We start from the raw sequence: 24,531 nt of genomic DNA on the forward strand, positions 1-24,531 counted from the left end.
GTCTTTCATTTGCAACAAAGGGATGCCTTTTTTCGCAAAATGAAAGCCGCCTATTTTTTCGGCGGCGTTGTGATCAGCTTGACGATGTCTTTTTCCGTAGCCGGGACCGCGATTTCATACGTCCCGACCCGGATCCGATTCAGCTTGTTTTGCGAGCGCAGTTCGTCTACCAGACCGTTATTCTCCGGAAGTATTTTTTCTTGCACAAGGATCTTTGACACGCTTTCCGCTGTTGCCTTGTACGGGATTGTAAAAGAGGCCAACACTGGCTGTTCCGGTGTTACTGCTTCGGCTGGAGCCGGCGCTGGTGCTGCGGTAGCCACAACCGGCACCTGGGCGGCGGCAGAATGCTTCGGCTGCGTTACAGCTGGAGCAGACACGGGATCCACCACTGGCTCTGCGACATCTGCAGACTCCGGCTTCTCGGGCGCTGTTGGCGGGGTAGCGGCAGGTTTTACGCTTACCTTCTTCTCACCCTGCAATTGCTCATACTCTTCTTTTGTAAGGACGACCATGTCCATACCGTCTGCCGCTGCTTTCATCTGCTCCGCCGTAATTGGTGTGGAAACGGAAGCTGGCTTGGGCACGAACAGACCAATGACCGCTGTAGCGACCAGGACCCCCGCACCAAAGCCGAGCAAAAGTTCTCGTTTATGCATGATTCTGCCTCCCCTCATGCTTGGCGGCAAGCATGAAGATCAAGTCAATCTCGCCACGCCCGACACCCAACCGCTTCGCGATTTCATCGGGAGACAGCCCTTCCCCTTGCAATTCAAACACTCTGCGGTAACGCTCCCGCAACGCTAGCATATCGATTTCTTCAGGTCCTTTTGCCGCTTTGCCTTCTTCACTTGCCGGAATGGGTTCAGCTTTGGCTTGCGCCGCAAGATGACGCTGATTCTCCAGCTCCTCGACACGCTTGCGGAGCAATTCGAGCTCCTGCAGCAGTTCATCATTGGACCGCTGGATCCTGGCAGAGGCCGCTGCCTGCTCCTGCTTGATCTGCTTGGCAAATCGCTGCATCCCTTGCTCCAGCTCTGCTCTCTGGGCGCTTCGCTGAGTCCGGATCTCCGGCTCATTGCCATTCCCTTTTTGTCTGACGAACAAAGCGAGCAGCATGATTGCAAGTCCTGCCCCTATCAAGATGATATACACTAGATCCATTTTAGCCACCCTTGCTTTGGCATAACTGTTATCAAGAACAATGTTTGCGCCTTACCTATAGCGAAATATCGATAAAACGGCCTCTCATTGGATCTCGCATATCAACAGCATCTCTCGCCTTTTCTACAGGCGTCTCCTCTGATCCTTCTGTCGACATGACGATGACCGCAGGCTCGTCTTTTTTCTTCTGTTGTTGCTCCCGTTCACGTATCTGATTTTTCTCGGTCTGATCGACTACATGCGGCCGCTGCCGATTCTGCTCGTCCAATTGCTTGCGCTCTTCATGCAATAAAAGCTGTTCCGTAGTGGGCCGCTGCTGCTGTTGCTCTTGAATTCGGCCTACTTCTGTCATGCGAGGTATTGCCACCTGCAACTCAACCGCCTTCAAACTCATCTGGCTACAGTCCTTTCTCCCGTTACGTTCCAGCTTTGCTTGCTACATCAGTGTTGCGCCAGTAATCTCGCCATCCAAAACGATAAAACGCGTTCGGCCGTACTCATGCTTGATAAAGTGAACCAGCTTCCCAAATGTCATTTTAATTCCCGGATACATGTTTGAATAGACCTCAATCACAGCCGGTCCATCTCCAACCAGCTCCGCTTCCACCTCTTTGCGTCGTGCCTCCAGGTTTTTCACTTCCTTTTCCAGCACAAGTCGGGTATTCTTCAGCTTGACTTGCATCATGCGCTTGTCTGCTGACAACTCGCCGCTCGCCTGCAGAATCTGGTTGAGGACCGAAAGCCCCTGATCTGTTTTGCGCAAATTTTCATACACGTTCTGCAGCTCTTTTTGGATCGTGGAAAGCTCTTGGCGGAGCTCCGGCTTTACTCCTACCTCCAGGACGGTCGGCGTAGCATTTGAATTCCCGTATACCCGAGCGACGATTTTCTCGCCTGCCTGGAGAACACCTCCGATAATAATGCCCTTCGGCCCATTGCAGATAATTTGTTTGCCTGCGCGGACAGTGGAAAACATGATGCTTTGCGAGACGATCACCTGGTTGCCGGCAGTGACATTGGCGTTTTGTATAAAAGAGGTTTGCACATTGTGTCCGGCTTTGATCGAGCCCTTGTCCTGTGCGACAATTCCGCTCTTGATCTCGATGGAGCCTTGGGCTTCCAGCTCAGCACCCTCTACACTCCCGAGTACACGGATATCGCCAGATGCTTTTACCCGAAATCCATTGAGGACGTTCCCGCGAATGACCACCGTTCCCACGAAGTCAATATTGCCTACTCCGAAATCCACATCCCCGTTCACTTCAAATATAGGGAACACATTCAGCTTGTCCTTATCCGTGAATGAGACCTGGCCGTCGATCGCCGCATAAATCATGGTTCTCTCCTGATTTTGCACGACGTTTTTGCCAGGCTTTAATACGGGTTCCTTTCCGGCTTTGGGCGCGATGGGCTCTCCGGTAACTGCCGTACCCGGTTTGCCAGATGTGGCCGGTTTTTTCCGGGCCAAAAGCTGGCCTTTTGCAACATTCGGGATATTCGTCAGGTTGTAGAAATCAACTCGTCCGTCTTCCATTTCCTTGGGGCCATTCTCTTCTCCCACACTAGCCAGGTACGGATACTCAATCGTACCATCCTCCCCGGGTACGGGCGGCTCTCCACATGCTACTGTCAGCATGGCATTTACAAACTTGGCGGGCGCCAAGCAAAGTTCTCGTATTGCGTCTTTTCGGATGCCGAATGTCACCCGATGTTGTTCCAGTGCCTGATAGACGTCCTTTTCCGTAATCAGGATGCGTTCCAAATCTTTTTCTTCCGCTCTTAGAATGACTCCGGCTTCCAATTTATCGGGCGATACTTTTACTTCGATTTGAAATTGCCTTGTCGCTTCCATCATTCTACCCCCTCTTCGCCTGTGGGAAGAATCCTTCGTCGTTCCCATGGGCGTTAGATTAGCTGTGACTTCCACCTGGATAATGTAGAGCGCAGTCGGAATAAAGCCTTGGAGTGAAGTTGAGAAATGCGGGATGGAGACAAGCACATGATCTCAGCGATTTCTGATAGGGTCATCTCTTCGAAGTAGAACAACGAAACCACCGTTCTCTCTTTTTCGGGAAGCTTGTCAATCACATTTATCAACACTTCTTTTAAACTGGATACCTCAGCAACATTTTCGGGTCTTGGAGTGAATTCGTCAACGATATAAGAATGCCTTGCTGTTTTTTGTTCCTCTTCATCTCCGACCGTCTCATCGATCGAGACCATCGTGGCCAGAGAGGTTTCATAGAACACCTGCTGCAATTCTTTTTCACTTATCCCCAGATACGTGGATACTTCTTCATCGGTCGGCATACGCAGTGACTGTTGTTCCAAATAGGTATATGCTTCTTCGATTTTCTTGGCCTTGTCCCGAACCGTACGCGGAATCCAGTCGTTCTCACGCAGTCCATCGATCATGGCACCGCGTATCCGCCACATCGCATACGTTTCGAACTGGAGACCTCGCGTATGATCGAACTTGGCCAATGCGTCCAATAGACCAAAACGCCCATAGCTGATCAAATCGTCCTTGTCCACATTGGAAGGAAGGTTGATCGCCAAGCGATTTGCCACTTTGTCGACCAAAGGCAAAAACTTCGTAATCAGATCGACTTCCGCCTCGCGACTGCCTTCTTCTTTCCACATTACCCATTTATCAAATTCTTTTGCTTTTTCCTGACTGGTTAGCCGTGCCACGAATTAGTCACCAACCTTTACTCATCTGATAAGCGCCGAATAACCTCTGCAACGGTGGTGGGATCCTCAGCTAAATGAGTGTGATCCTGGCGGGAAAATGTAAGCGGAGTAAAGGAATCCTCCTCATCTGAATCCGAAACCTCTGTCCCTTCCACCCCTTCTTCCGATCCCGCTGGAGTCATGGGAGACGCAGCCGCCACTCCGTCTATGTTCTCTTCCTCTGAAGCTGGAGCTGCTGACTGCGTGATAATCCCAAACAACCAGCGTATCGGGAAAGCAGCCAGGAAAAACAGCAGAAAGGCAAAACCGGCACGCTCCAAGGAAACTAGCCAGACGTTGCTCATCATAGCGACAATGAATGTAACAACACATGCAAGAAGGGCCAATCCTGTATTAATCCACATGGTTCCCAGCATACCTATACTTCCTTCACACCTTGATTTACGGTTCGGATCTGCAAGACGCCTGTCGTCGAGTCAAACTCGATGGTTCTACCGCAATTTCCTCCCGTATCTTCCGCAATAACCTTAATCTGTGCAGCCTGTAAAGCCATTTTGCAGGCTTCTACGTTGCGCGGCCCGATTCGCATCATGTCATTGCCCCCGAGAAAGGCGAACATTTGGGCGCCTCCAGCTAACTTGGCAACCATATTCCGAGGTGCTGCGCCTTCGTTTTGCATCTGCTGGATCAAGTAGGGAATTGCCGTATCCGCGTATTTTCCCACTGACAGCTCCCCGCCCTTTGCCAACGACGATTCAGGGAGCATTACGTGAGCCATACCGGCGACCTTGTGGACATGATCGTAGAGGACGACGCCTACGCATGAGCCCAAGCCCGTGGTACGCAACCGGCTGGGTGGTTTCGCCACACCGAGATCGGCCATTCCAATCTTAATAATCTCCATCGAACGGAACTCCTAGTGAACGAAATAGTATCGGTAATGATTCCGGATCTGGTATCAAAAAGAAGTTGCCTTTTACTTGCTCGTTTCCTTCAAAAAAAGCAGTATCTATGGTGAGCGCAAAATCTCCAGACTGTCCTAAAGCATACAATCCATAGCTGAGAATCGCACCTGCCATATCGACGGCAAGTCCAGGAACAGATGGCTGAAGATTTAACTTGGTCAGATCAGCCAGCGAGGAGAGATAAGAACCTGTGAGGATATTCCCGACCTCGCGCAAGGCGGAAACCTGGAGTTCATCCCATTCCTCCACTTCTTTGTTGATCCCTGTTATCTGCGTGAGGAGGTGTCTGGCTGAATCCAAGTCAAGGATAAAGAACATGTTGCCGGGACTGTCTCCCTCCACGCGAAGAAAGACAGTCACAACTACATTCTCTGCTCCACCCACACAGTCAGCTACTTCATCGAACGGGATTATCCGTACTTGCGGCACCTTCATGTCGATCGCTTTCTGCATGAGTTGCGACAGAGCCGTAGCCGCATGTCCGGCACCGATATTCCCGATCTCACGCAAAACGTCGAACTGGAAATCCCCGAATTTTGTAAAGTAGGCCATGTTACTTATCCCTCTAATGCGTCCAACTGATTGATTTCCTCTGTGCTCAACACTTTGTCGAGGTTCAACAGAATCAACAGGCGATTGTCAAGCTTGGCAACGCCGCGCAGATAGGCAGCTTCTACTCCACCTACTACCTCTGGAGGCGGTTCGATCGCATCCACAGGTATATCAATCACATCATTGGCGGCATCTACAATCAAACCTACTTCCAAATCTCCTACCGCGACGATAATCGTTCTCGTAGAGTCCGAATACTCGCTTTCCTCCAGTTCAAACCGCTTTCTCAGGTCAATGATCGGAGTCACGACCCCGCGCAGGTTGATGACTCCTTTGACAAACTTCGGAGTGCGAGGGACGCGTGTGATGTGTTCCAGCTTTTCGATAGCCTTTACCTGTTGCACTTCCACGCCGTATTCCTCGTCTTGTAACCGAAAGACAATCACTTTTACTTCGCCTACGATCGCTTTTTGCTCGAGCATGTGGCTGCCCCTCCTTCTACTTGATCAATGCGTTGCAATCAATAATCAGTGCTACTTGTCCATCCCCGAGAATGGTTGCGCCGGAAATCGCGAAAACATTCACCAAATACTTGCCGAGAGACTTCAAGACGATTTCCTGTTGTCCGATAAAGGAGTCGACGACCAGACCCGCCATTTTCTCCCCTTTTCGCACAATGACTACTGCAACCTCGTCATCTGTCTCTGCCTGATTGCTCGGCACCTGGAAGATTTCCTCAAGCGAGACGAGCGGGACGACACGGCCGCGGAAGTCGATGACTTTTTGGCGATGAGCCATCATGATCTGGTCTTTTTTGAATACAGCCGTCTCGATAATGGAACTGAGCGGTACGGCATATTTCTCGTTCTTCACTTGAACCAGCATCGCCGAGATAATCGAGAGAGTCAGCGGCAGCTGCACGAGGAACGTGGTACCTTTCCCGCGGACTGAGTCAACACTGACACTGCCGCCCAACGCTACGATTTTGGATTTTACGACGTCCAGCCCTACACCGCGGCCGGAAATATCGGAAATGACATCTGCGGTGCTGAACCCTGAAGCGAACAAAAGCTCATGGATCTGCTTGTCAGTCATCGTCTCGGCAGCCGCCTGGGAGACGATGCCGCGCTCGATTGCTTTTTTCAGCACTTTTTCCTTGTTGATTCCGGCACCATCGTCCTTCACTTCGATAAAGACATGATTGCCGCTATGGAAGGCGCGAAGCTCAATTGTCCCTTCCTCCGGCTTGCCGGCATTCCTGCGATCGGTTACGGATTCGATACCGTGGTCGAGGGAATTACGCAGCAGGTGAACGAGCGGATCGCCAATCTCGTCAATAACGGTGCGGTCCAGTTCTGTCTCCGCCCCGAAAATCTCCAGATTCACTTTTTTATTCAGATCTTTCGCCAGGTCGCGAATCATCCTTGGGAAACGGTTGAATACCTGCTCGACTGGTACCATTCGCATGGTCAAGATAATATTCTGCAAGTCCCCGCTGATCCGGCTCATGTGCTCAACTGTTTCTTGCAGCTCGCTCTTACCGATCTCCCGAGCCAATTGCTCCAAGCGCCCACGGTCGATCACGAGCTCACTGAAGAGATTCATCAAAATGTCAAGGCGTTCAATATCAACGCGGATTGTTTTTCCTCCAGCAGCGACTTTGCGAGTAGCGGCAGGCTGTGCAGTCTCTGCCTTTTTGGGAGCTGCAGCATTCGAGGCAGGCGCTTCGGGCTGTACGGCTGGGGGCTCTGCCTGAGGAGCCTTCAGATCAATCGTATCGATCTGAACCTCTTGAATCTCCGAGATGTTCTGAATCGCTGTGCGTACTTTTTCAATCGGATGCATCGTGACGAACACGACTTCAAAGGAGAGATCAAAACGCTCATTTTCAATCTCTTGCACAGCAGGCGTCGTTTTGATCACTTCGCCCAACGATTCCAGTTGATCAAAAACCATGTACGCACGGGCAGCCTTTAGCAAGCAGTTTTCATTCAAGATCACTTTGATCCAGAGGAGATTATTGCCCGAATCTTTGGACTGCTTCAATACAGTTTGGGCATAATCATCCAGATCGAGATCCGGCTTGGCGGCTTCGTTGCCGACAGACGCTGCCTGCACCTCTGGCTCTGCTACGGAAGCAGCTGCAGCTACCTCCTGCTGCGCCGTAAAATCACCCGCCACGATTGCGCGAAGCTTACGGACAGGATCAGATACGTCTGCCGATCCGTCGCCGCCCTCCGTAATATGGATGACCATACCCTCAATCAAATCCACACTCTGAAAAATAACATCCATTATATCGCTGTTGATTGTCAGCTTGTTATTGCGGATCAGATCCAGCACATTTTCCGCTTCATGTGTCAAGCTCGCCATATCTTCGAAGCCCATGGTCGCTGACATTCCCTTTAACGTGTGAGCGGATCGGAAAATTTCATTGACAATCTGGATATTTGCAGGATCGTTTTCCAGGATCAGGAGATTTTCGTTGATCGCTTGCAAGTGTTCTTTTGACTCTTCAATAAACATGTCCAAATACTGATTCATATCCATAGGTGGTCCACCTCCCAAAATCAGTGCAAGAGCTTGTACAACAGCTCTGGTATCTTTTCCAAAGGAGCAACATGATCAGCAAGACCTGCTTGAAAGGCCGCTCGCGGCATGCCGTAGACGATACAAGTAGATTCATCCTCAACAATGCTCGTCACGATCCCGCTCTGCTTCATCTGCTGTAGTCCTTTTGTACCATCATTTCCCATACCTGTCATGATGATTGCCCATTTGTCGACATTTGTCAATCTGCTTGCTGATTCAAATAGAACGTCTACAGAAGGACGATGACCGGCTCTCGGTTCCTGCTGGTGTAAATGTGCTTGCAAGCGCCCGTTGTTTGCATGAACCTCAAAATGATATCCCCCTGGTGCGATATACGCCGTTCCCGGCTCCAGGAATTCGCCGTCCTTCACTTCCGTCACCTGAATCTGGGACAAAGAATTAAGGCGCTGCGCAAGCGATTTCGTAAATCCGGCAGGCATGTGCTGAACAATTGCGATCGGAGCATCAAAGTTGCCCGGCAAGCTCGTCAACACTGTCTGCAAAGCTTTCGGTCCCCCTGTCGAGGTACCCAAAACCACCAGCTTCTGCTTTCCCCGTTGCAGTGGCGGTCTGGTTACTGGAGTTGGTGGAGGAGCAGGCGGGGTAAAAACAAGGGGCTTGGCTGCCCTCGCCTCAGGAGGCGTACTCTGTGGCGCTTTCTCGCTTCTTGTGTCCTCTACTGCAAGCTTTCGTTTGCGCGGCTTGGAAGCAGCTGCAGCTCTTACTCGTTCGACGAGCCTTTCCGCCACCTTGTGAATATCGAGCGAGATCGGACCGGAGGGTTTCGTCACGAAGTCAAATGCGCCCAGTTCCAACGCCCGAATCGTTGCATCAGCCCCTTCTCTCGTCAGACTGCTGATCATCACGGTAGGAACGGGATTATCTCGCATCAAACGTTCGAGTGCTTCCAAGCCGTCCATGACTGGCATTTCAATGTCCAGTGTCAGCACATCCGGTTTCAGCTTGTTGCATTTCTCAATACATTCAAGGCCATTTCTCGCACGATCGATGACCTCGATATCCGGATTTTCAGCGAGGATATCGGAAATCACTTTTCGCATGAATGCGGAATCATCTGTGACTAGAACGCGAATTTTGCTCATACCCTATGTATCTCCTTCCTATCTCCTGTTGCCCTATCGAATGAAGTGTTTCAATTTCGCAATAAACCCCTTGAGTCCACTCGTTTGCTCAGGCGCTCCCTGGGAATTGTGCAGGTATTGTCCCACCAGTTTGCGAATGCTCTTCGAGGCTTGCGAATCCGGATATGCAAGGAGAAACGGACGTTGTTGCTTTACTGCCTTGGATACATGATGATCGTCTGTGACGTATCCAAGAGATTGGATGTTCATGTTCAAAAAACGCTTTGCCACCATCGCCAGCTTGTCGATGGTCTGTATTCCTTCACGTTCCGAGGTAACCCGATTGATGACAAGGCGTATGGTAATGTCTGGATTGCGGCTGTGCAGCATTTTGATGACCGCGTAGGCATCCGTAATCGCAGGTGGTTCCGGCGTCGTCACCAGAATCACTTCATCCGATGCTAGCATGAATCGAATCGATTCATGGGAAAGCCCTGCACCTGTATCAAAAATGATCGTGTCCGCATACCCCTGCAATGGATCGAGCTGAGAGAACAAGCGATCCAGCTTCTCGTCCTCAAGCTGCATGATTTGCGTAAAGCCCGAGCCGCCCGCGATAAACTCCAGATCTCCCGGCCCTTTTTCCAAAATATCCCATACTGTGGTATCTGGCTCCAGCAGATGAAAAAGATGTTTCTTTGGTGTGATTCCCATTAAGACGTCCAGATTGGCCATTCCCAGGTCGACGTCGAACAATACTGTCCGATGACCTTTTTCTATTAACCCAAGACCGAAATTCAGGCTGAAATTGGATTTGCCAACGCCACCTTTTCCGCTCGTCACTGTCACCAGTTTCGTTGTACGCGGCTGGTTAGTCCGTAGCATCCGTTCACGAAGTTGTTCTGCTTGGTCGCGCATCCTCAATCTCCCATGATCATGGCAGCGATCATTTCAGGTGTGGCCGCCATAATGTCATCCGGCACGTTTTGTCCTGTCGTAATGTAGGAGAGGGCAAATCCCGTCTCCCTGGCTACATTCAGCATGCTGCCATAGCTATGCGTTTCATCCGCTTTTGTAAAGATGATCTGACTGACGGGTACTTCTGAAAAATTTTGGATAATGGCCTTCATGTCACTGTATTTGGATGTCAGGCTGAGCACCAAGTAGTTCACGCTGTTTTTTCCGTGTTGAATTAACTCGCGGATCCCTTGCACATACTCATCATTGCGGAAATTGCGCCCTGCCGTATCCACAAAAATCAGATCACAATCACTGAGGCGTTCCATCGCCTGTGTCATTTCCTTCGGTGAAAAGACTACCTCCAAAGGAACATTCAGGATATTCGCATAGGTTTTCAACTGTTCGACTGCAGCCATCCGGTAAGTATCGGCAGTGATGAAGCCGATTTTTCTTTTGTCCTTCAACATGCTGTTAGCGGCAAGCTTGGCGATCGTCGTCGTCTTCCCAACCCCCGTAGGGCCGAAGAAAAAGGCGTATTTGATTTGCTTGTCTAGCTTGACTTGAGGTTGTCCGCTGCTCTGCAAGATTTCTGCAATGATCGTCTTGCTCGCCTTGCGCGCTTCCATCTCTGTCCATACTTGACCGGGTGAAGTCGACTCCATCATGCGCCCAATGATCTCGGCGGCCCACTCCTCGATTACTTCCTGCTCTACCAGCCTTCCTCGCACCGCTTGAAAAGCTTCAGGAAGCTGCTGACTCAGATCGTGAACCAGCAGCTTTTCGAACATTTTGCGCATGTCCCGCACTTCGTTCGCTAATTGATCCGTTGCTGCTGCGTCAGCTTGACGTACAAATTGCCGATTTGCGCGAGCAGCGGCTTCCGCAGGTTGGGAAGACTGCTGGCCCTCTTCTCGTCCGGCTTGTTCCGCCTTATCAGCAAGGTCCTCTCTAGGAGGTGTCGCGATGGCTGCGGTTTGCCCTTCCTGGTGTACTGTCCTTGTTGCTGTGTGCACAGCGGCAGCTGTTGACGCCGATCGACCGTACGCTTGCTTGGCGGTGTACGTTCCTGCCATAGCGTGAGACGGTACATCACCTTGCCGATTCAATGCAGGGGTTCTTGTCTCCTCTGCCGCCTTTTCCTCGACAGCAGCTATTACTTCGATTCTTTGTTTGCCGAACATCCCGAATACGCCACCCGTCTTGATCGGCTTGGAATTCAGGATGACGGCATCGCTCCCCAGATCCATTCTGATTTTTTCCATCGCTTGCGGCATGGAATCGACTATGTACCGCTTCACTCTCACGAAATGTTCACCATCCCTACACTTTGCACTTCAACATGAGGTTCCAGTTCGCTGTACGACAACACGGGGATGTCCGGCATCATCCGATCCAGCAATTGGCGCAAATACATGCGAATCGCTGGTGAGGAGAGAAGAATCGGCTGCTGGCCGGAATTCACCATCTTGCTCACCTCTGATGACATCACCTGGTAGATCCGTTGTGACGTTTCCGGGTCCATCGCGAGATAACTTCCCTGCTCAGACTGTTCGATGCGTTCAGAAATCGCTTTCTCAAGACCCGCCCCTGCGGTCAGGACGCGCAATGGTTGCCCCGGTTCCGTATACTGCAGGGTGATTTGACGGGACATCGCCTGTCTTACATATTCCGTCAGCACCTCAGGATCCTTCGTGTAGATTGCGTGATCAGCCAACGCTTCCAGGATGACAGGGAGATTGCGGATAGAGACTTTTTCCCGCAGCAATTTTTGCAGAACCTTTTGCACATCGCCAATCGAAAGCGCACTTGGGATCAGCTCATCCACCAGCACAGGCGCAGTTTCTCGAACATTGTCGATAAGCGCGCGCGTCTCCTGTCTGCCCAGCAATTCATGAGCATGGCGTTTCACCACTTCTGTCAGGTGGGTCGCAACCACAGATGGAGGATCGACTACGGTGTAGCCAGACATCTCAGCTATTTCCTTATTCTCTTCTGTTACCCATAATGCAGGCAATCCAAACGCGGGTTCCACTGTTTCTATTCCAATTACGGAATCATCCTCGATTCCCGGGCTCATTGCCAGGTAATGATCGAGCATGATCTCCCCTTTTGCCACTTGGTTGCCCTTGATTTTAATCATATATTCATTGGGACGAAGCTGAATATTGTCGCGAATCCGAATGACCGGCACAACAATCCCCATCTCCAAGGCGATCTGGCGTCGAATCATGATGACGCGATCCAGCAAGTCTCCACCCTGCCGCACATCAGCCAAGGGGATCAAGCCATAACCGAACTCGAACTCGATCGGGTCGACCTGCAGAAGATTGACGACGCTTTCCGGGCTGCGTACTTCTTCGATCTGCTGTTCTTCCACCAGGTCCGCCGATTCCTGCAGCTCGTTTTTTTGTTTACTGGCGAGCTTCCACCCTGCAAAAGCCATGATCCCGACTACGGGTATGACCGGCAAAAGGCCAATTGGTGTGAACAAGCCAAGCAGCAGGATGCATCCCGATACGATGTACAGCAAACGTGGGAAGCCAAACATCTGCTTCGCAATATCCTCACCCAAACCTTCTCCCGATGTATTGCGGGTAACGATAATACCGGCAGCCGTGGAGATCAGCAACGCCGGAATCTGGCTGACTAGAGCATCCCCGACGGACATGGTGGTGAAGCGAGAAGCCGACTCTGCAAAGCTCATTCCATGAATCAGCATCCCGATGATAAAGCCACCGATGATGTTGACAATAAAGATGACAATTCCGGCAATCGCATCCCCTTTAACGAATTTGCTCGCACCATCCATCGAGCCGTAAAAGTCTGCTTCATTTTCGATCTTCTTGCGCCGTGCCCTTGCATCCGCTTCCGTAATCATTCCGGCATTCAGGTCCGCATCGATGCTCATCTGCTTACCTGGCATCGCATCGAGCGTAAAGCGAGCGGCTACCTCTGCGACGCGCTCGGAGCCCTTGGTGATTACGATAAATTGAATAATAATGAGGATCAGAAAGACAACGAAGCCTACCACCTGGTTACCGCCGACGACGAAACTTCCGAAGGTCTCGATTACCTTGCCACCCTCTCCTTCTGAGAGAATGTTGCGCGTCGTCGATACGTTCAGTGCTAGGCGAAAGAGTGTAGTAATGAGCAACACGGTAGGAAAGATAGAAAAATCCAGAACTTCCTTTGTATACATCGAAACAAGCAAAATGGTTAACGCAAGGGAGATATTGAGAATCAGCAGCAAGTCAAGCAGCTCTGAAGGGAGTGGGATCACCATCATGACTACAATACTGATAACAAATAAGACGGTTCCTAGCTCTTTATAACGAAATCCCACTGTAGATCCTCCTTCCTCTTATTTCACTTTCCCCTGCAGCTTGTAGACGTACGCGAGAACTTCCGCGACCGCTTTAAACAACTCTTCGGGAATTTGTTGACCAATCTCGACCTGACTATAAAGAGCCCTGGCCAAGGGCTTGTTTTCCATTGTAATGATACGGTGCTTCTTGGCGACTTCCCTGATCTTCAAAGCAAGGTAGTCCTGCCCTTTGGCGATCACCGTAGGGGCACTCATATCATTCGCATCGTAGCGTATCGCTACGGCGAAGTGAGTAGGGTTGGTAATGATGACATCCGCTTTGGGCAAATCCTGCATCATCCGTCTGACGGCCATGCTTCTTTGTCTCTCGCGGATTTTTCCTTTAATTAACGGGTCACCCTCCGCTTGCTTATGTTCATCCTTGATGTCCTGCTTGGACATGCGCAGATTTTTCTCATGCTCGTATCGCTGGTATATGTAATCTAGCACCGCAAAAATGAAAAGCAGCAAACCTATATAGACACCCAGCTTGACCACTTTTCCCGCGGCAAAGGTCAAAACAGCTCCAAGGGAGAGCAATGATAGCTGTACCAATTCTTCTTTTGCGTCCCATAAAATAAGATAAGCGATAAAAATTCCGGCACTGATTTTTAATAGTGATTTAAAAAGTTCAACAATGGATCGCAGGGAGAATAGTTTTTTCGCTCCTTTAATCGGGTCGAGCTTCTCCAGTTTCAATTCCAGAGGTTTGGTTGTAAACAACCATCCCACTTGCATGTAATTGACGATCAATGCGATAAGAAAAGAGACTGCCATCACGGGTGCCACGATCTTAACAGCCTCAAAGATCAAATGCGTGACGATAAATCTCAGGTTATCCGGCGTAAGCTGCAAACCGCTGTATGTAACGAGCGACTCCCGCATGATTCCTTGAAACGTCTCAAGCATGGAGGAGCCAGTCATGAGCAAGAGGACAAAAAAGGCAGTCAAGGCAATCGCGGGAGAAAGATCTGAGCTTTTGGCAACCTGTCCTTTTTTTCGGGCGTCATCCCGCTTCTTGGGGGTTGCTTTTTCTGTCTTTTCTCCATTGAAATACTGCAAGTCAACAGGATAGGCAAACTGTATGCGTTTCATGCTTATCCTCCGAGCCATTTCATCATCTCCGCAAGCCCGCGGAACATTTTTTCAAACAAGCCATTCAGCGTAAGCAGAAATGCCGGCATCAGAACGACTAAAAGCGCAAACCCAGCCAACAATTTGATCGGCAAGCCGACAACAAAGATGTTGAATTGCGGTACGGATTTCGCCACAATCCCAAGTGATACATCGACCAGGAACAAGGCAACGACCAATGGTGCTGCGATCATGAAGGCGCTCAAAAACATTTGCAAAAAGACTTTTACGGCTGTCATCATGACCTGCTCACTGCCGATCGGAGCCCACATGCGATCCAGAGGAATAACCTGGTAGCTGCTGATAATCCCACGAATCAACATATGATGTCCGTCTATACTAAAAAAATATAGTGTGGCTAGAATGTTCTTGAAATTACCCGTAACGGGTACATACGCTCCGGTATTCGGGTCTACGACGTTCGCCATCGCTAAGCCCATCTGCAAATCCATCATTCCGCCTGCTACCCGTATCGCTGTGTACATCATCTCACAGATTAACCCGAGGATAATGCCGACAAGAACCTCCTTGAGTACATGGATCACAAAAGTCAGATCCATCGGAATAGGTCCAATCGCCGGTACGAATTGATAGCTGATCAACGCCATGAGAAAGCCCAAAGCAATTTTAAATTGGCCTGGCACATTGCGCAGATTAAAAAACGGTGCAGAAACAAAAAACGCCGTCATGCGAACAAAAACGAGTAGGAAAGCAGGTAATTGCATGAGAATCAGTTCCATACGCTACCCTACAAACCGATGGAGATTCCCGAGAATACCCATCGCAAAATCAAGCATGGTCTGCAGCATCCATGGTCCTACTGCAAGGATGATAACGAAGACACCCACAATTTTTGGAATGAATGCGAGAGTCTGCTCCTGGATTTGTGTCGTTGCTTGAAAAATACTTACACTCAAACCGATCAACAGGGCGATCCCGAGTGCAGGGGCAGCCACCAGAAGGATGGTGTAAACAGCATTTTGGGCAACTTGCATCAGCAGTTCTTGTGTCATCCCTCTACCTCCTCTTGCCCTTTACAAATTAGCCAAAGCTCGTCAAAAGCGACTTCACCACTAAATACCATCCGTCCACCATAATGAACAACAGGATTTTGAACGGCAATGAAATCATGACGGGCGGCAACATCATCATCCCCATCCCCATCAAGATACTGGAGATAATCAAATCAATCATGAGAAACGGGATAAAAATCATAAAGCCGATCTGGAAAGCTGTTTTTAATTCACTGATTGCATAAGCCGGTACAAGCGCACTAAGAGGAATATCCTCGATCGTAGTAGGCCTTTCCGCCTTCGTATATTCCAGAAAAAGCTTCAAGTCTTTTTCCCGGGTCTGTTTCGCCATGAATTCCTTAAAAGGGATGACCGCTGCATCAAACGCCTGCTCTTGCGTAAGCTGGCCTTGCATAAAGGGCTGCACAGCCACTTCATTTACTTTGGCAAAGGTAGGAGCCATGATAAAAAAGGTCATAAACATCGCGAGCGCAATCAACACTTGGTTGGGAGGCATCTGCTGCGTCGCCAATGCATTGCGAACGAAGGAGAGCACGATTATGATGCGCGTAAAACTAGTCATCAAGAGCAGAATTGCAGGTGCGACAGACAACACCGTCAAGATCAGCAAAAGCTGAATGGCTGAGGATGTCTCCTGTGGCGTACCGTTTCCGCCCCCTATCTGCAAATCAATGGTTGGAATAAGCGGTGTCCCCACGGGAGCTGCCAAGACCATATTCGGGATTGCCAGCAAGGTAACGGCAACCACCAGCAACTGCCAAAAAAATTTCATCTCCGGTCCCCTCTGTCCTGTGGTTCCTCGCTTCCCCACTCCTTTTTTTGAACGGGGCGCTTCTTTTGATCGTTCCACTGTGAATTCAGTAATTCCTCAAATGACTTTCCATCCATATGGCCGGTAAACAGCATTTCTTCCTCAACGTCTTTCTTTTTGCCGAATGGCAGCCAAGAAAATGTCTTTCGTAGCGGAGGGATTTCAGCATCTGCCAGGATGACATCGGCTTCTTCTCCCGGCTCGATCTCTTTCAGCAATTGCACGTTCTCTCCTACACCTACGATGTAGAGCCGATCGCCGATCATGATCACTTGCAACGTCTTTCCGTTGCCGAGCGGCGCAGCACTGATGATTTTAATGGGGCCTTGTGTCTGACCAAGCTGCTTTTTTCCCAAAAAACGCAGTACTCCATAGATCAAAACAATGATGAAGCCGAGAGAAAAAATCACCTGAACGAGATAACCAAGCATGCTGCCTGTCTCGCTACCGGGAATGGCCGCCGGCTGTTGAACTTCGCCGGCGGGCGCATTGCTCGATGTCGACTTTCCATTGTTGATCTCATCGAATACGGTCCCTCCTTCAGCCATGGCCAAAGTCGGAAGGGAGGCGACGAGTAGCATCGTGAGACAGACAACCCAAAATAGCCGCGTCCCTATAATCCAGATTCGTTTCATCAGCTCAAGGTCTTTTTGATCGCTTCCAAGACGCGATCTGCCTGGAACGGCTTCACGATGAAATCTTTTGCGCCCGCCTGAATCGCATCAATGACCATCGCTTGTTGCCCCATCGCGGAACACATGATGACACGAGCGTTTGGATCCATTTTTTTGATCTCCTTCAAAGCGGCAATCCCGTCCATCTCTGGCATGGTGATATCCATGGTTACGAGGTCAGGACCAAGTTCTTTGTATTTTTCTACAGCCTGTGCTCCATCGCTTGCTTCTCCAACGACGGTATAGCCGTTTTTCGACAGAATTTCCTTGATCATCATGCGCATGAAAGCAGCGTCATCTACAATTAGTACCTTGTTAGACATGGATCGTTCCTCCTAATGCTTGACAATGAATTTTGTTTTATTGCAACTTTTGAACACGATCAATCGGGCTAATGATATCCGTCACACGAACACCAAAGTTCTCATCAATGACAACAACTTCCCCTTTGGCAATCAACTTGTTGTTCACCAGGATGTCTACATGTTCTCCAGCGAGCTTGTCCAACTGGATGATGGAACCTGCAGACAAATCGAGAATTTCCCGGATCAGCTTCTTGGTGCGTCCCAACTCAACGGTCACTTGCAACGGAATATCCATCAACAAGTTCAGATTCTGCTCTTCTGCGTAACCCATAGGACCACCTCCAAGTGGGGCAAATTGTGCTGGTTTGACATTTGCCTGGTTCACCATCGGATTGCCGTAGTGTTGCGGTGCCTGCGGTGCAGGAGGCGCTTGATACGGCGGCGGGTAAGGCACGTAGCCGGGAGGAACAGCATACGCGTCCGGATACATCGGTTGACCGGGATAACCCATTGGCGGTTGTGCATACCCCGATGGCGGCTGTTGGTACATCTGGTCAGGCGAAGATGGTGCGCTAGGCGGTGCTGCAGGTGGTGTTTGTGAAGACTCAGGCTGCGCATGAACCGCCTGTGGCGAAGGAATCGGAATTGCGGGCATCTCCATTTCTGCTACAGGTGCGGCCGCGGCCGTTTCTTCCTCGGACCCGCCCACTAACCTCTCAATCATGTCCTTGGCAAAATGCAAGGGCAAAAGCTGCATGATGTTGGAATCGATTAATTCGCCCTGATCGCCTACTTTCAAACGGAACGAGACCTTCACTAGCGGACTGTCGTCCTCTGTAAAGCTGTCCCCACCCTTTCCTTGTGCCAGATCCATCACATCAATTCCTGGTGGAGTGATGTTGATAAACTGGTTAAAGATCGTGGACATGGACGTAGCAGAGGAACCCATCATCTGGTTCATGGCTTCCTGTACGGCACTAATGTGCAATTCCGTAAGCTCCGTATTTTCCGGACGTCCTTCGCCCCCCATCATCAGGTCGGCGATGACAGCTGCGTCTTCCATGCGGATTACCAATACATTGGTACCTTTGAATCCATCTGTATATTCGACGTGAACGGCTACGTGGGGGATCGGAAATTCATTTTCCAGTTCACTCACGTTCACAACCGATACGGTTGGGGTCGTGATGTCTACTTTTCTGCTCAACAGGGTAGACAAGGCCGTAGCAGCACTCCCGAATGAGATGTTTCCGATCTCTCCCAGGGCATCCTGCTCGAATGGGGACAGATAATCGGTGACGTCCGTGCTGCCTGCAGCGTCGGCTTCCTCTTCATCTTCAACCAGGTTGTTTGCGCGTAAAAGCGCGTCAATCTCGTCTTGAGAAAGCATGTCTCTACTCATTTTGTTCCTCCCCCTCCTCTATGACTTCATCGATCTGAACGGCGATTCGTCCTTTTTGCGTTCCCGGTTGACCCAGGAACTTCAATTGGCTGCCTACCTTGATTTTCAGCTTGTTATCCAACGATTGATCGAGTTGAATCACATCGCCTTTTTGCAATTGCATAAGATCGCCTACGGTAATGGTGGCTGTTCCCATTTCTGCAATGATTGGCAGCTTGGCTGTCTTCACTCGCTCTTCCACGCGAAGCCGCTCCTCTTCGTCGCGCGTCTTCTTTTGTTTGGAGAACCAGTACTGTCCTGAAAGCTTGGACATGATCGGTTCCAGCACGACGTGAGGCAGACATAAATTGATCATGCCAGTTGTATCGCCAATTTTTGTACTGAATGAGATAACCGCAACAATTTCGTTGGGAGAGACAATCTGCATGAACTGCGGGTTCATCTCCAGGCCTTCCAGGTACGGATCCAACTCGATGATTTGTTTCCATGCCTCGTGGAAGGTGTCCAACGCCTTTCCAAACACTCTTTCCATCACCGTTGTTTCAATTTCCGTGAGTGCCCCCAGCTTGTCCGGGATGGCGCCTTGCCCACCCAAAAGCCGGTCCAGCATGGTATAGGCGATGTTCGGATTCACTTCCAAAACCATGCGGCCCTCCAAAGGCGGTGCCTCGAAAATATTGAGGATCGTCATCTTGGGAATGGAGCGAATAAACTCGTCATACGGCAATTGATCGACGGAGGCAACCGTAATTTGCACGAAGGTACGGAGCTGAGCAGAAAAATATGTCGTCAACAGTCTCGCGTAGTTTTCGTGGATACGCGTCAGACCGCGAATCTGATCTTTAGAAAATCGCAAAGCTCGCTTAAAATCGTATACTTTTATCTTGCGCTCAGTCTCTTCTTTTTTCAGCTCATTGGCGTCCATTTCTCCTGAAGAAAGGGCAGCCAATAACGCATCAATCTCACTCTGTGAGAGAACCTCGGCCATCTATCGTCACCTCCTTGCTATGTATACATCCGTGAATCTCTATGACAAGACACGTTTGGTGGTAATGACTTGAACAATCTTGCCTTCCTGCATCAAGGAGCTGATCTCATTCATGATCTTGGCCTCCAGCTTGTTTACGCCTTCCGTCCCCTTGATGTCTTCCGGCGTCAATCCAGCCAATGTCTTAATGATCACCTGATTTACTTGCGGGAGACGCTGCTCCAGCTCTGCCTTGGCATTTTTGTCCTCAGCCGTAATGGTAAAGCGGATAATCATGTAGTTATTGGTGAGTAGATTGGTCGTAATTTCTCCCGTATCGACTGAGTATTCCTGCATTTCTTTCGCAGATAGCACTTTTACTTCCTTTACATCCTGATTGGCTGTCTGGGAGGTAGGCGAAAGAAACGTTTGCCAAAGTACGAAAGAGATGACACCCAGAAGAGAAATCGCGATGATAATAATAAGTGCCATGTTAAACAACCGATTTTGAAACATCGCAATGCCCCCCGCTATTCATTTGCATCATCCGGGATTCTGGGTATTCCTGTCGCCGGATGAACATTTTGATAAAACGCTTGAACACGGTTCGCGACAGACTCCGCAGAATCCTTGACGATGTATTTTCTGTCGTTGAAGAGTGTGATTACCGTATCGGGAGTCGCCTCGACAGTCTCGATATGCGTCGCATTCAAATAAAAGACAGACCCGTTAAACCGCGTCAACTTGATCACATTGACAGCTCCTTTTTGCTGGCTGTGGAGAAGGAGAGACTCTCTCCTCCTCCTATTCAGCCACTATCCGATTAACGCTTCAGGTTTACCAATTCTTCCAGTACTGTATCGGATGTCGTAATGATGCGGGAGTTCGCCTGGAATCCGCGCTGAGCTACGATCATCTCTGTAAATTCCTCCGACAGGTCAACGTTGGACATCTCCAATTGCCCTGCAATCACGCTGACACGCGCTTCTGCTGCTGTCGTAGGCGTCATCGGGTCATCATCACGCGGACCGGCGTTCACGGTATTCTCGTAGAGAGAGTTTCCGATTTTTTTCAGACCGCCCGGGTTGTTGAAGGTCATCAAACCGATGGTATAAGGCGTATCGAGCGCGCCCGTATCATCCACAGTGGTGATGGAACCGTCTTTTCCGATCGAATAGGAGATGATGCCGTCTGCCTGGTTGATTTGGATCGCTCCTCCGCCGGAATCGAGAAGCTTGAGTCCCTGCGGATTCACCAGGAAGCCTTGTGCGTCACGCGTGAAGTTTCCTGCACGAGTATAGTAGATTGTTTCTCCCTCATCCGGGCTCACCATGAAGAAAGCGTCACCCTCGATCGACAAATCCGTAGGAAGGTTGGTCGTCATCGGGCTTCCAGCGTTAAACACGGTATCAATGGAAGCGATGGAGGAACCAAGACCGATCTGAGTCGGATTCGTACCGCCTTTTCCTCCATCCTCGGATGGTGCGCCAGCCCCTTGAATGTTTTGACTGAGGATGTCCTGAAACATGACACGGCCTTTTTTATAGCCTACCGTGTTGACGTTGGCGATGTTGTTGCCGATCACATCCAATTTTGTTTGAAATCCTCGAAGCCCGGAAATACCGGAATACATGGAACGCAACATGAGTGTTTCCTCCTTTTGCAAATGGTTTGGCTGCTTCTGTCATTCAGCAGCCGCAGGCCCCCATCATCGTGGTCCAGCCTGTACGATCCCATCTTTCATCAGACAAAGATGGCGCTGTCGATATTGGTAAACACGTTGTCCCTCATGCTTCCTTCGTCTACAGCCGTAATGATCTTCCGATTTACGATGCTCACGACGTAAGCCACATTGTCCATCAAGATCAACGATTCTTTTGCTCCCTTGGAAGCCGCTTTTTGTACGGCTGATTCCAGTCGTTCTAGCTGCGGGCTCTCAAGCGATATGCCCCGTTCACGCAATCGGTTCATGGCGTGCTGGCTAAAAGTCAGCGATTTGCTTCTCGCAGTCTGGCCAAGCGATTCCGTCAGATACTGCTGAAAGGATACGCCACTTCCTGTTGCAGCTTGTGGTGCAGCTTTTGGTACGTGATTCGTTTTCGGAGGAAAGTAGGTTTGCCCCACATGAAATTGGTTCATGCTGCTTCCTCCCTTCATCCAATCCTAGGCGATATCATCGATTTCGCGGGATGGCATATTCGGTCTGTTCCATTGGTTGGCAGCTTCAGCCTCTTCAACCAAGGCCTCCAGAGAAAATTCGGCTTGCTCATCCTGTTGTTTTTGCTGTGACTGTTGCTCCTGCTGCTGCTTCGCCTGTTCTCGCTGCTGTTGGAAGCTAAAACTTTCCGACTGCTGATGCGCCGTCACTTCCAGACGCTCTACCTGCAACCCCTGCTGGCTCAAAGCTGCACGCAGCGTTCCAAGCTGATTGTCCAGCATGTCCTTGCCCGCTTGCGTCTCAGCAGCGAATTGGGCTGTAATGACGCCGTTCTTGGAGGTAATCGTCACGTCTACCTTCCCGAGCGATTGCGGATTCAGAATCAATTTTGCCGTATGCACGCCGTTCACTTGTGTCAAGTTCATCTGCTTGACAAAGATCTGCGTCACTTGTTCGGGCAATTGATTGGCTGTCACCTGATGAGTTGGCACATCCGCACGCTGGAATGGTTGTCCTGACTGGACAGTAGCAGGCGTTGCGACTGGAGCTTGTCCTCCGAATTGAGGCAGATTGCCACTCTCGCTATTGTCCTGATTCAACATCATGCCGGATGTTTGCACACTGGCTTGAACGGTTTGGGACTGGATCCCTGCCTCTGCCTTATAGGCCGACAAACCTTGACTGATGCGAAGCGGTTGAATTGCTTTGCTCGAATCATCCTGAATCAATGCTTTTGCCGCAAAGGCTTCACCGCGAACCAATGATTGATTTCTCTTGTTGCCGAGATCTGCCTGCTCATTTTTCAACTTGGCGAGAAGCTCAGCAAGCTTTTGCATTTCGTCGGATACTGGCTCGTTTTGGTCAAGCTTGGCAAGGAGCTGTTTCACATCCACGGCTACCTGCGGCAGAGGAACCTGAACCTTCTGAATCAATTGCTCGATCGCTTTGCCGTTGTTCGCGAGGAAGGATTCCATCTCCTCATTCCCTTGGTCTTGTGCTGCGAACATCTGCTGGATGAGAGCCAATAGTTCTTCCAATGCTTTCATCTCTTCCTCGCTCATGCCTTGACCCAATAAAGCATCCTTCTCTTCTCCCTGCAGGTTTTGCAGAGCAAAGCCCATTTGCAGGGAAAACAATTCCCCCAAACCGTTTGCGGCAGAGGTACTGCCCGCTGCCGTTCCCACCTGTGCCGTCACAGTGCCGGAAGCACCGTTCGGCAGGGAAAGATTGGCTACATTCATTTCATTCACCTCCCTGATTATGTATGGTTGCTTATAGAATCGACTCGAGTGTCAAGGGGACACTCTATTGTCGCAGCAACTCCTCTGAGATACGCGCCGCTAAATTATCACTGCTTTTCTTGTCTTCCTTGGCAATGGCTGACAAGGTTTGGGCGCGTCTGTCTTCCGGCATCGCCGAAAGGAGGGATAAGGCCTTTTTCTTGTTAGTAGTCATCATGGAGCGGATGACGGCTGCCGTATCCTCAGCCGGCATCTGGGCAAACGTTTTGGCGAAGTCTTCTTCGCTATTCGAGCCAGCTCCATCTCTCGTTTCACTCAGCGCTTTCGTCAAAAGCTGTACGCGTTCTTGCAACGCTGCAATGTCGTCGTCCTTGTTCACGACTGAGTCTTTCAAAAGGATCGATATATCGGCAGCCAGCTTCGGATTCATTTTGGCCAGAATCTCTGCCCGCTGATTGGGCTTCATTTTCGTCATCACTGTGACAGATTCATCCAAACTCAAATTTTCAATGATTGCGGCTGCATTCTTGGCTGACATCGTCGTGTAAACCTTCGCCAAATCCTGATACTGCTGCTGGCGTTCGGCCTCTGTAGCCCGTTTGTCTTCCAAAAGCTTGCTTAAGTCCTGCACCTGTTTTTCCAGGGCTTGGATTGCAGCATCTTTTTTGGCGGCCTCACCCTGCAGAGCGGCGATTTCCTGGTGTTTATTTGCCTGTTCAGCTTGCAGGCTGACCACTTTTTCGCTCAACTCTTCTTTTTCATCCACATTCGAGGGAGCCGCATAGTCATCCGGCACAATTTTCTCCACGTACGGGATCTTATTTGCCCATTGGAGGACGTTCCCCAGCACATTGACACCTAAAAAGCTGAGGAGCACGCCACCAAGGAGGCTGGCAAACAATGCAGGGATGACGATCATGTAAAAGAACCATTCCCACCTGCTGTATTCCCGTTCTTCTTGGATCTCTTCCATGTGGTACCTCCTCAGTTGCTTCTGCGAAGATAGAGCTGGGTGCCGATCTCGTCCATCTCTTTTTGTTCCTTCAGCTTTTGAGCCTCGAGGAATTGCGTGAGTGAACGTTCGCGCAGTCGCTGCCACAGCTCCGATTCCTTCATTCGCTCTCTCAAGCTGGATTGGCAGCGTTCCACTTCCTGCTCACAACCCCGCAGCGTTTGTTTCTGATGGTTGATTGAGCGTTCTACGGACTGCCTATACTGGCTGATCATGATCAGTTCAGCAGCACTGCATGATTGATTTTGAACCTCTTCAAGCTTTAACGTCATTGCATCGTGGTGTTCGTACATTTGATACAGCATCCACTCTGCTTCGTTTTTCTGCTGAATCGACTTGCCAAAAGCCCACTCCGCCTGTTCTTTTTCTTTTTCTTTCAGATCCAGAACCTTTTGGAGATGAAACTGGAACATTTTCATC

General features: G+C 50.1%; 29 protein-coding genes. All 29 read right to left on the reverse strand.

Annotated elements, in window-relative coordinates:
• Nucleotides 1–50 precede the first annotated feature (50 nt).
• Nucleotides 51–659, reverse strand: a complete 609-nt coding sequence (locus tag EDM58_RS15630; RefSeq protein WP_122914162.1) for a DNA polymerase III subunit gamma/tau — start codon at nt 657–659, stop codon at nt 51–53.
• A complete protein-coding gene (locus EDM58_RS15635) occupies nt 652–1,164 on the reverse strand; it encodes a DUF6115 domain-containing protein (protein WP_122914163.1) in 513 nt (170 codons plus the stop codon). The genes EDM58_RS15630 and EDM58_RS15635 overlap by 8 nt, the downstream gene beginning before the upstream one ends.
• A 55-nt stretch (nt 1,165–1,219) precedes the next feature.
• Entirely contained in the window at nt 1,220–1,516 is a 297-nt protein-coding gene (locus EDM58_RS15640; RefSeq protein ID WP_246000778.1) for a hypothetical protein, read from the reverse strand.
• 84 nt (nt 1,517–1,600) lie between these two features.
• A complete protein-coding gene (locus tag EDM58_RS15645) occupies nt 1,601–3,016 on the reverse strand; it encodes a FapA family protein (RefSeq protein ID WP_425455624.1) in 1,416 nt (471 codons plus the stop codon).
• A gap of 53 nt (nt 3,017–3,069) precedes the next feature.
• Nucleotides 3,070–3,858, reverse strand: coding sequence for a FliA/WhiG family RNA polymerase sigma factor (locus EDM58_RS15650; protein WP_122914166.1), 789 nt, complete (start codon nt 3,856–3,858; stop codon nt 3,070–3,072).
• A 17-nt stretch (nt 3,859–3,875) separates the two neighbouring features.
• A complete protein-coding gene (locus EDM58_RS15655) occupies nt 3,876–4,274 on the reverse strand; it encodes a hypothetical protein (RefSeq protein WP_122914167.1) in 399 nt (132 codons plus the stop codon).
• A 2-nt stretch (nt 4,275–4,276) separates the two neighbouring features.
• Nucleotides 4,277–4,762: a chemotaxis protein CheD gene (locus tag EDM58_RS15660; protein WP_122914168.1), complete on the reverse strand. Its 486-nt coding sequence runs from the start codon at nt 4,760–4,762 to the stop codon at nt 4,277–4,279.
• Complete coding sequence (locus EDM58_RS15665; RefSeq protein ID WP_122914169.1) at nt 4,749–5,375, reverse strand: chemotaxis protein CheC; 627 nt, start codon at nt 5,373–5,375, stop codon at nt 4,749–4,751. The genes EDM58_RS15660 and EDM58_RS15665 overlap by 14 nt, the downstream gene beginning before the upstream one ends.
• Nucleotides 5,376–5,380: 5 nt before the next feature.
• Nucleotides 5,381–5,857 carry a chemotaxis protein CheW gene (locus tag EDM58_RS15670; protein WP_122914170.1) on the reverse strand — a complete coding sequence of 159 codons (477 nt, stop codon included), beginning with the start codon at nt 5,855–5,857 and terminating at the stop codon, nt 5,381–5,383.
• Between the two features lie 16 nt (nt 5,858–5,873).
• Nucleotides 5,874–7,925: a chemotaxis protein CheA gene (locus EDM58_RS15675; RefSeq protein ID WP_122914171.1), complete on the reverse strand. Its 2,052-nt coding sequence runs from the start codon at nt 7,923–7,925 to the stop codon at nt 5,874–5,876.
• Between the two features lie 20 nt (nt 7,926–7,945).
• Complete coding sequence (locus EDM58_RS15680; protein WP_122914172.1) at nt 7,946–9,070, reverse strand: protein-glutamate methylesterase/protein-glutamine glutaminase; 1,125 nt, start codon at nt 9,068–9,070, stop codon at nt 7,946–7,948.
• 33 nt (nt 9,071–9,103) lie between these two features.
• Complete coding sequence (locus EDM58_RS15685; protein ID WP_122914173.1) at nt 9,104–9,967, reverse strand: MinD/ParA family protein; 864 nt, start codon at nt 9,965–9,967, stop codon at nt 9,104–9,106.
• 2 nt (nt 9,968–9,969) lie between these two features.
• Nucleotides 9,970–11,313, reverse strand: coding sequence for a flagellar biosynthesis GTPase FlhF (gene flhF, locus EDM58_RS15690; RefSeq protein WP_122914174.1), 1,344 nt, complete (start codon nt 11,311–11,313; stop codon nt 9,970–9,972).
• Nucleotides 11,310–13,352 (reverse strand): flagellar biosynthesis protein FlhA, encoded by a 2,043-nt coding sequence (gene flhA / locus EDM58_RS15695; RefSeq protein WP_122914175.1) that lies wholly within the window; start codon nt 13,350–13,352, stop codon nt 11,310–11,312. The genes flhF and flhA overlap by 4 nt, the downstream gene beginning before the upstream one ends.
• A gap of 18 nt (nt 13,353–13,370) precedes the next feature.
• Nucleotides 13,371–14,468 carry a flagellar biosynthesis protein FlhB gene (flhB, locus tag EDM58_RS15700; protein ID WP_122914176.1) on the reverse strand — a complete coding sequence of 366 codons (1,098 nt, stop codon included), beginning with the start codon at nt 14,466–14,468 and terminating at the stop codon, nt 13,371–13,373.
• 2 nt (nt 14,469–14,470) lie between these two features.
• Nucleotides 14,471–15,247, reverse strand: coding sequence for a flagellar biosynthetic protein FliR (gene fliR / locus EDM58_RS15705; RefSeq protein WP_122914177.1), 777 nt, complete (start codon nt 15,245–15,247; stop codon nt 14,471–14,473).
• Between the two features lie 3 nt (nt 15,248–15,250).
• On the reverse strand, nt 15,251–15,520 hold the full coding sequence (gene fliQ / locus EDM58_RS15710) for a flagellar biosynthesis protein FliQ (protein WP_023557144.1): 270 nt from the start codon (nt 15,518–15,520) through the stop codon (nt 15,251–15,253).
• A 28-nt stretch (nt 15,521–15,548) separates the two neighbouring features.
• Nucleotides 15,549–16,313, reverse strand: coding sequence for a flagellar type III secretion system pore protein FliP (gene fliP / locus EDM58_RS15715; protein WP_122914178.1), 765 nt, complete (start codon nt 16,311–16,313; stop codon nt 15,549–15,551).
• Nucleotides 16,310–16,987 (reverse strand): flagellar biosynthetic protein FliO, encoded by a 678-nt coding sequence (locus EDM58_RS15720; RefSeq protein ID WP_122914179.1) that lies wholly within the window; start codon nt 16,985–16,987, stop codon nt 16,310–16,312. Before EDM58_RS15720 ends, fliP begins: the two co-directional genes overlap by 4 nt.
• Nucleotides 16,987–17,349 (reverse strand): response regulator, encoded by a 363-nt coding sequence (locus EDM58_RS15725; protein ID WP_023557147.1) that lies wholly within the window; start codon nt 17,347–17,349, stop codon nt 16,987–16,989. The genes EDM58_RS15720 and EDM58_RS15725 overlap by 1 nt, the downstream gene beginning before the upstream one ends.
• A gap of 37 nt (nt 17,350–17,386) precedes the next feature.
• Nucleotides 17,387–18,733 carry a flagellar motor switch phosphatase FliY gene (gene fliY / locus EDM58_RS15730; RefSeq protein ID WP_122914180.1) on the reverse strand — a complete coding sequence of 449 codons (1,347 nt, stop codon included), beginning with the start codon at nt 18,731–18,733 and terminating at the stop codon, nt 17,387–17,389.
• Nucleotides 18,726–19,721, reverse strand: coding sequence for a flagellar motor switch protein FliM (gene fliM, locus EDM58_RS15735; protein WP_122914181.1), 996 nt, complete (start codon nt 19,719–19,721; stop codon nt 18,726–18,728). The genes fliY and fliM overlap by 8 nt, the downstream gene beginning before the upstream one ends.
• Before the next feature lie 39 nt (nt 19,722–19,760).
• The gene (locus EDM58_RS15740) at nt 19,761–20,216 is read right to left on the reverse strand and encodes a flagellar basal body-associated FliL family protein (RefSeq protein ID WP_023557150.1); all 456 of its coding nucleotides are present in this window, start codon (nt 20,214–20,216) and stop codon (nt 19,761–19,763) included.
• 14 nt (nt 20,217–20,230) lie between these two features.
• The gene (locus EDM58_RS15745; protein WP_023557151.1) at nt 20,231–20,452 is read right to left on the reverse strand and encodes a flagellar FlbD family protein; all 222 of its coding nucleotides are present in this window, start codon (nt 20,450–20,452) and stop codon (nt 20,231–20,233) included.
• A 71-nt stretch (nt 20,453–20,523) separates the two neighbouring features.
• On the reverse strand, nt 20,524–21,345 hold the full coding sequence (gene flgG / locus EDM58_RS15750; RefSeq protein ID WP_031305828.1) for a flagellar basal body rod protein FlgG: 822 nt from the start codon (nt 21,343–21,345) through the stop codon (nt 20,524–20,526).
• A gap of 98 nt (nt 21,346–21,443) precedes the next feature.
• Nucleotides 21,444–21,839: a TIGR02530 family flagellar biosynthesis protein gene (locus tag EDM58_RS15755; protein WP_122914182.1), complete on the reverse strand. Its 396-nt coding sequence runs from the start codon at nt 21,837–21,839 to the stop codon at nt 21,444–21,446.
• A 24-nt stretch (nt 21,840–21,863) separates the two neighbouring features.
• Nucleotides 21,864–23,099: a flagellar hook-length control protein FliK gene (locus EDM58_RS15760; protein WP_122914183.1), complete on the reverse strand. Its 1,236-nt coding sequence runs from the start codon at nt 23,097–23,099 to the stop codon at nt 21,864–21,866.
• A 64-nt stretch (nt 23,100–23,163) separates the two neighbouring features.
• Nucleotides 23,164–24,072: a MotE family protein gene (locus EDM58_RS15765; protein ID WP_122914184.1), complete on the reverse strand. Its 909-nt coding sequence runs from the start codon at nt 24,070–24,072 to the stop codon at nt 23,164–23,166.
• Nucleotides 24,073–24,083: 11 nt separating this feature from the next.
• Nucleotides 24,084–24,530, reverse strand: coding sequence for a flagellar export protein FliJ (fliJ, locus tag EDM58_RS15770; protein WP_122914185.1), 447 nt, complete (start codon nt 24,528–24,530; stop codon nt 24,084–24,086).
• Nucleotide 24,531 lies beyond the last annotated feature (1 nt).

The sequence above is a fragment of the Brevibacillus panacihumi genome (assembly GCF_003710985.1).
Lineage (GTDB): Bacteria > Bacillota > Bacilli > Brevibacillales > Brevibacillaceae > Brevibacillus > Brevibacillus panacihumi.

Excerpts from the sequence above, each read along its gene's own strand:
- EDM58_RS15760 (WP_122914183.1), bottom strand. The coding sequence starts at position 23,099 with ATGAATGTAGCCAATCTTTCCCTGCCGAACGGTGCTTCCGGCACTGTG.
- EDM58_RS15660 (WP_122914168.1), bottom strand. The coding sequence starts at position 4,762 with ATGGAGATTATTAAGATTGGAATGGCCGATCTCGGTGTGGCGAAACCA.
- flgG (WP_031305828.1), bottom strand. The coding sequence starts at position 21,345 with ATGTTGCGTTCCATGTATTCCGGTATTTCCGGGCTTCGAGGATTTCAA.
- EDM58_RS15630 (WP_122914162.1), bottom strand. The coding sequence starts at position 659 with ATGCATAAACGAGAACTTTTGCTCGGCTTTGGTGCGGGGGTCCTGGTC.
- fliR (WP_122914177.1), bottom strand. The coding sequence starts at position 15,247 with ATGGAACTGATTCTCATGCAATTACCTGCTTTCCTACTCGTTTTTGTT.
- flhB (WP_122914176.1), bottom strand. The coding sequence starts at position 14,468 with ATGAAACGCATACAGTTTGCCTATCCTGTTGACTTGCAGTATTTCAAT.
- EDM58_RS15680 (WP_122914172.1), bottom strand. The coding sequence starts at position 9,070 with ATGAGCAAAATTCGCGTTCTAGTCACAGATGATTCCGCATTCATGCGA.
- fliJ (WP_122914185.1), bottom strand. The coding sequence starts at position 24,530 with ATGAAAATGTTCCAGTTTCATCTCCAAAAGGTTCTGGATCTGAAAGAA.
- EDM58_RS15645 (WP_425455624.1), bottom strand. The coding sequence starts at position 3,016 with ATGGAAGCGACAAGGCAATTTCAAATCGAAGTAAAAGTATCGCCCGAT.
- fliQ (WP_023557144.1), bottom strand. The coding sequence starts at position 15,520 with ATGACACAAGAACTGCTGATGCAAGTTGCCCAAAATGCTGTTTACACC.
- EDM58_RS15635 (WP_122914163.1), bottom strand. The coding sequence starts at position 1,164 with ATGGATCTAGTGTATATCATCTTGATAGGGGCAGGACTTGCAATCATG.
- EDM58_RS15670 (WP_122914170.1), bottom strand. The coding sequence starts at position 5,857 with ATGCTCGAGCAAAAAGCGATCGTAGGCGAAGTAAAAGTGATTGTCTTT.
- EDM58_RS15765 (WP_122914184.1), bottom strand. The coding sequence starts at position 24,072 with ATGGAAGAGATCCAAGAAGAACGGGAATACAGCAGGTGGGAATGGTTC.
- EDM58_RS15720 (WP_122914179.1), bottom strand. The coding sequence starts at position 16,987 with ATGAAACGAATCTGGATTATAGGGACGCGGCTATTTTGGGTTGTCTGT.
- EDM58_RS15665 (WP_122914169.1), bottom strand. The coding sequence starts at position 5,375 with ATGGCCTACTTTACAAAATTCGGGGATTTCCAGTTCGACGTTTTGCGT.
- EDM58_RS15640 (WP_246000778.1), bottom strand. The coding sequence starts at position 1,516 with ATGACAGAAGTAGGCCGAATTCAAGAGCAACAGCAGCAGCGGCCCACT.
- EDM58_RS15655 (WP_122914167.1), bottom strand. The coding sequence starts at position 4,274 with ATGCTGGGAACCATGTGGATTAATACAGGATTGGCCCTTCTTGCATGT.
- EDM58_RS15675 (WP_122914171.1), bottom strand. The coding sequence starts at position 7,925 with ATGGATATGAATCAGTATTTGGACATGTTTATTGAAGAGTCAAAAGAA.
- EDM58_RS15740 (WP_023557150.1), bottom strand. The coding sequence starts at position 20,216 with ATGTTTCAAAATCGGTTGTTTAACATGGCACTTATTATTATCATCGCG.
- fliP (WP_122914178.1), bottom strand. The coding sequence starts at position 16,313 with ATGAAATTTTTTTGGCAGTTGCTGGTGGTTGCCGTTACCTTGCTGGCA.
- fliY (WP_122914180.1), bottom strand. The coding sequence starts at position 18,733 with ATGAGTAGAGACATGCTTTCTCAAGACGAGATTGACGCGCTTTTACGC.
- fliM (WP_122914181.1), bottom strand. The coding sequence starts at position 19,721 with ATGGCCGAGGTTCTCTCACAGAGTGAGATTGATGCGTTATTGGCTGCC.
- EDM58_RS15685 (WP_122914173.1), bottom strand. The coding sequence starts at position 9,967 with ATGCGCGACCAAGCAGAACAACTTCGTGAACGGATGCTACGGACTAAC.
- EDM58_RS15755 (WP_122914182.1), bottom strand. The coding sequence starts at position 21,839 with ATGAACCAATTTCATGTGGGGCAAACCTACTTTCCTCCGAAAACGAAT.
- EDM58_RS15725 (WP_023557147.1), bottom strand. The coding sequence starts at position 17,349 with ATGTCTAACAAGGTACTAATTGTAGATGACGCTGCTTTCATGCGCATG.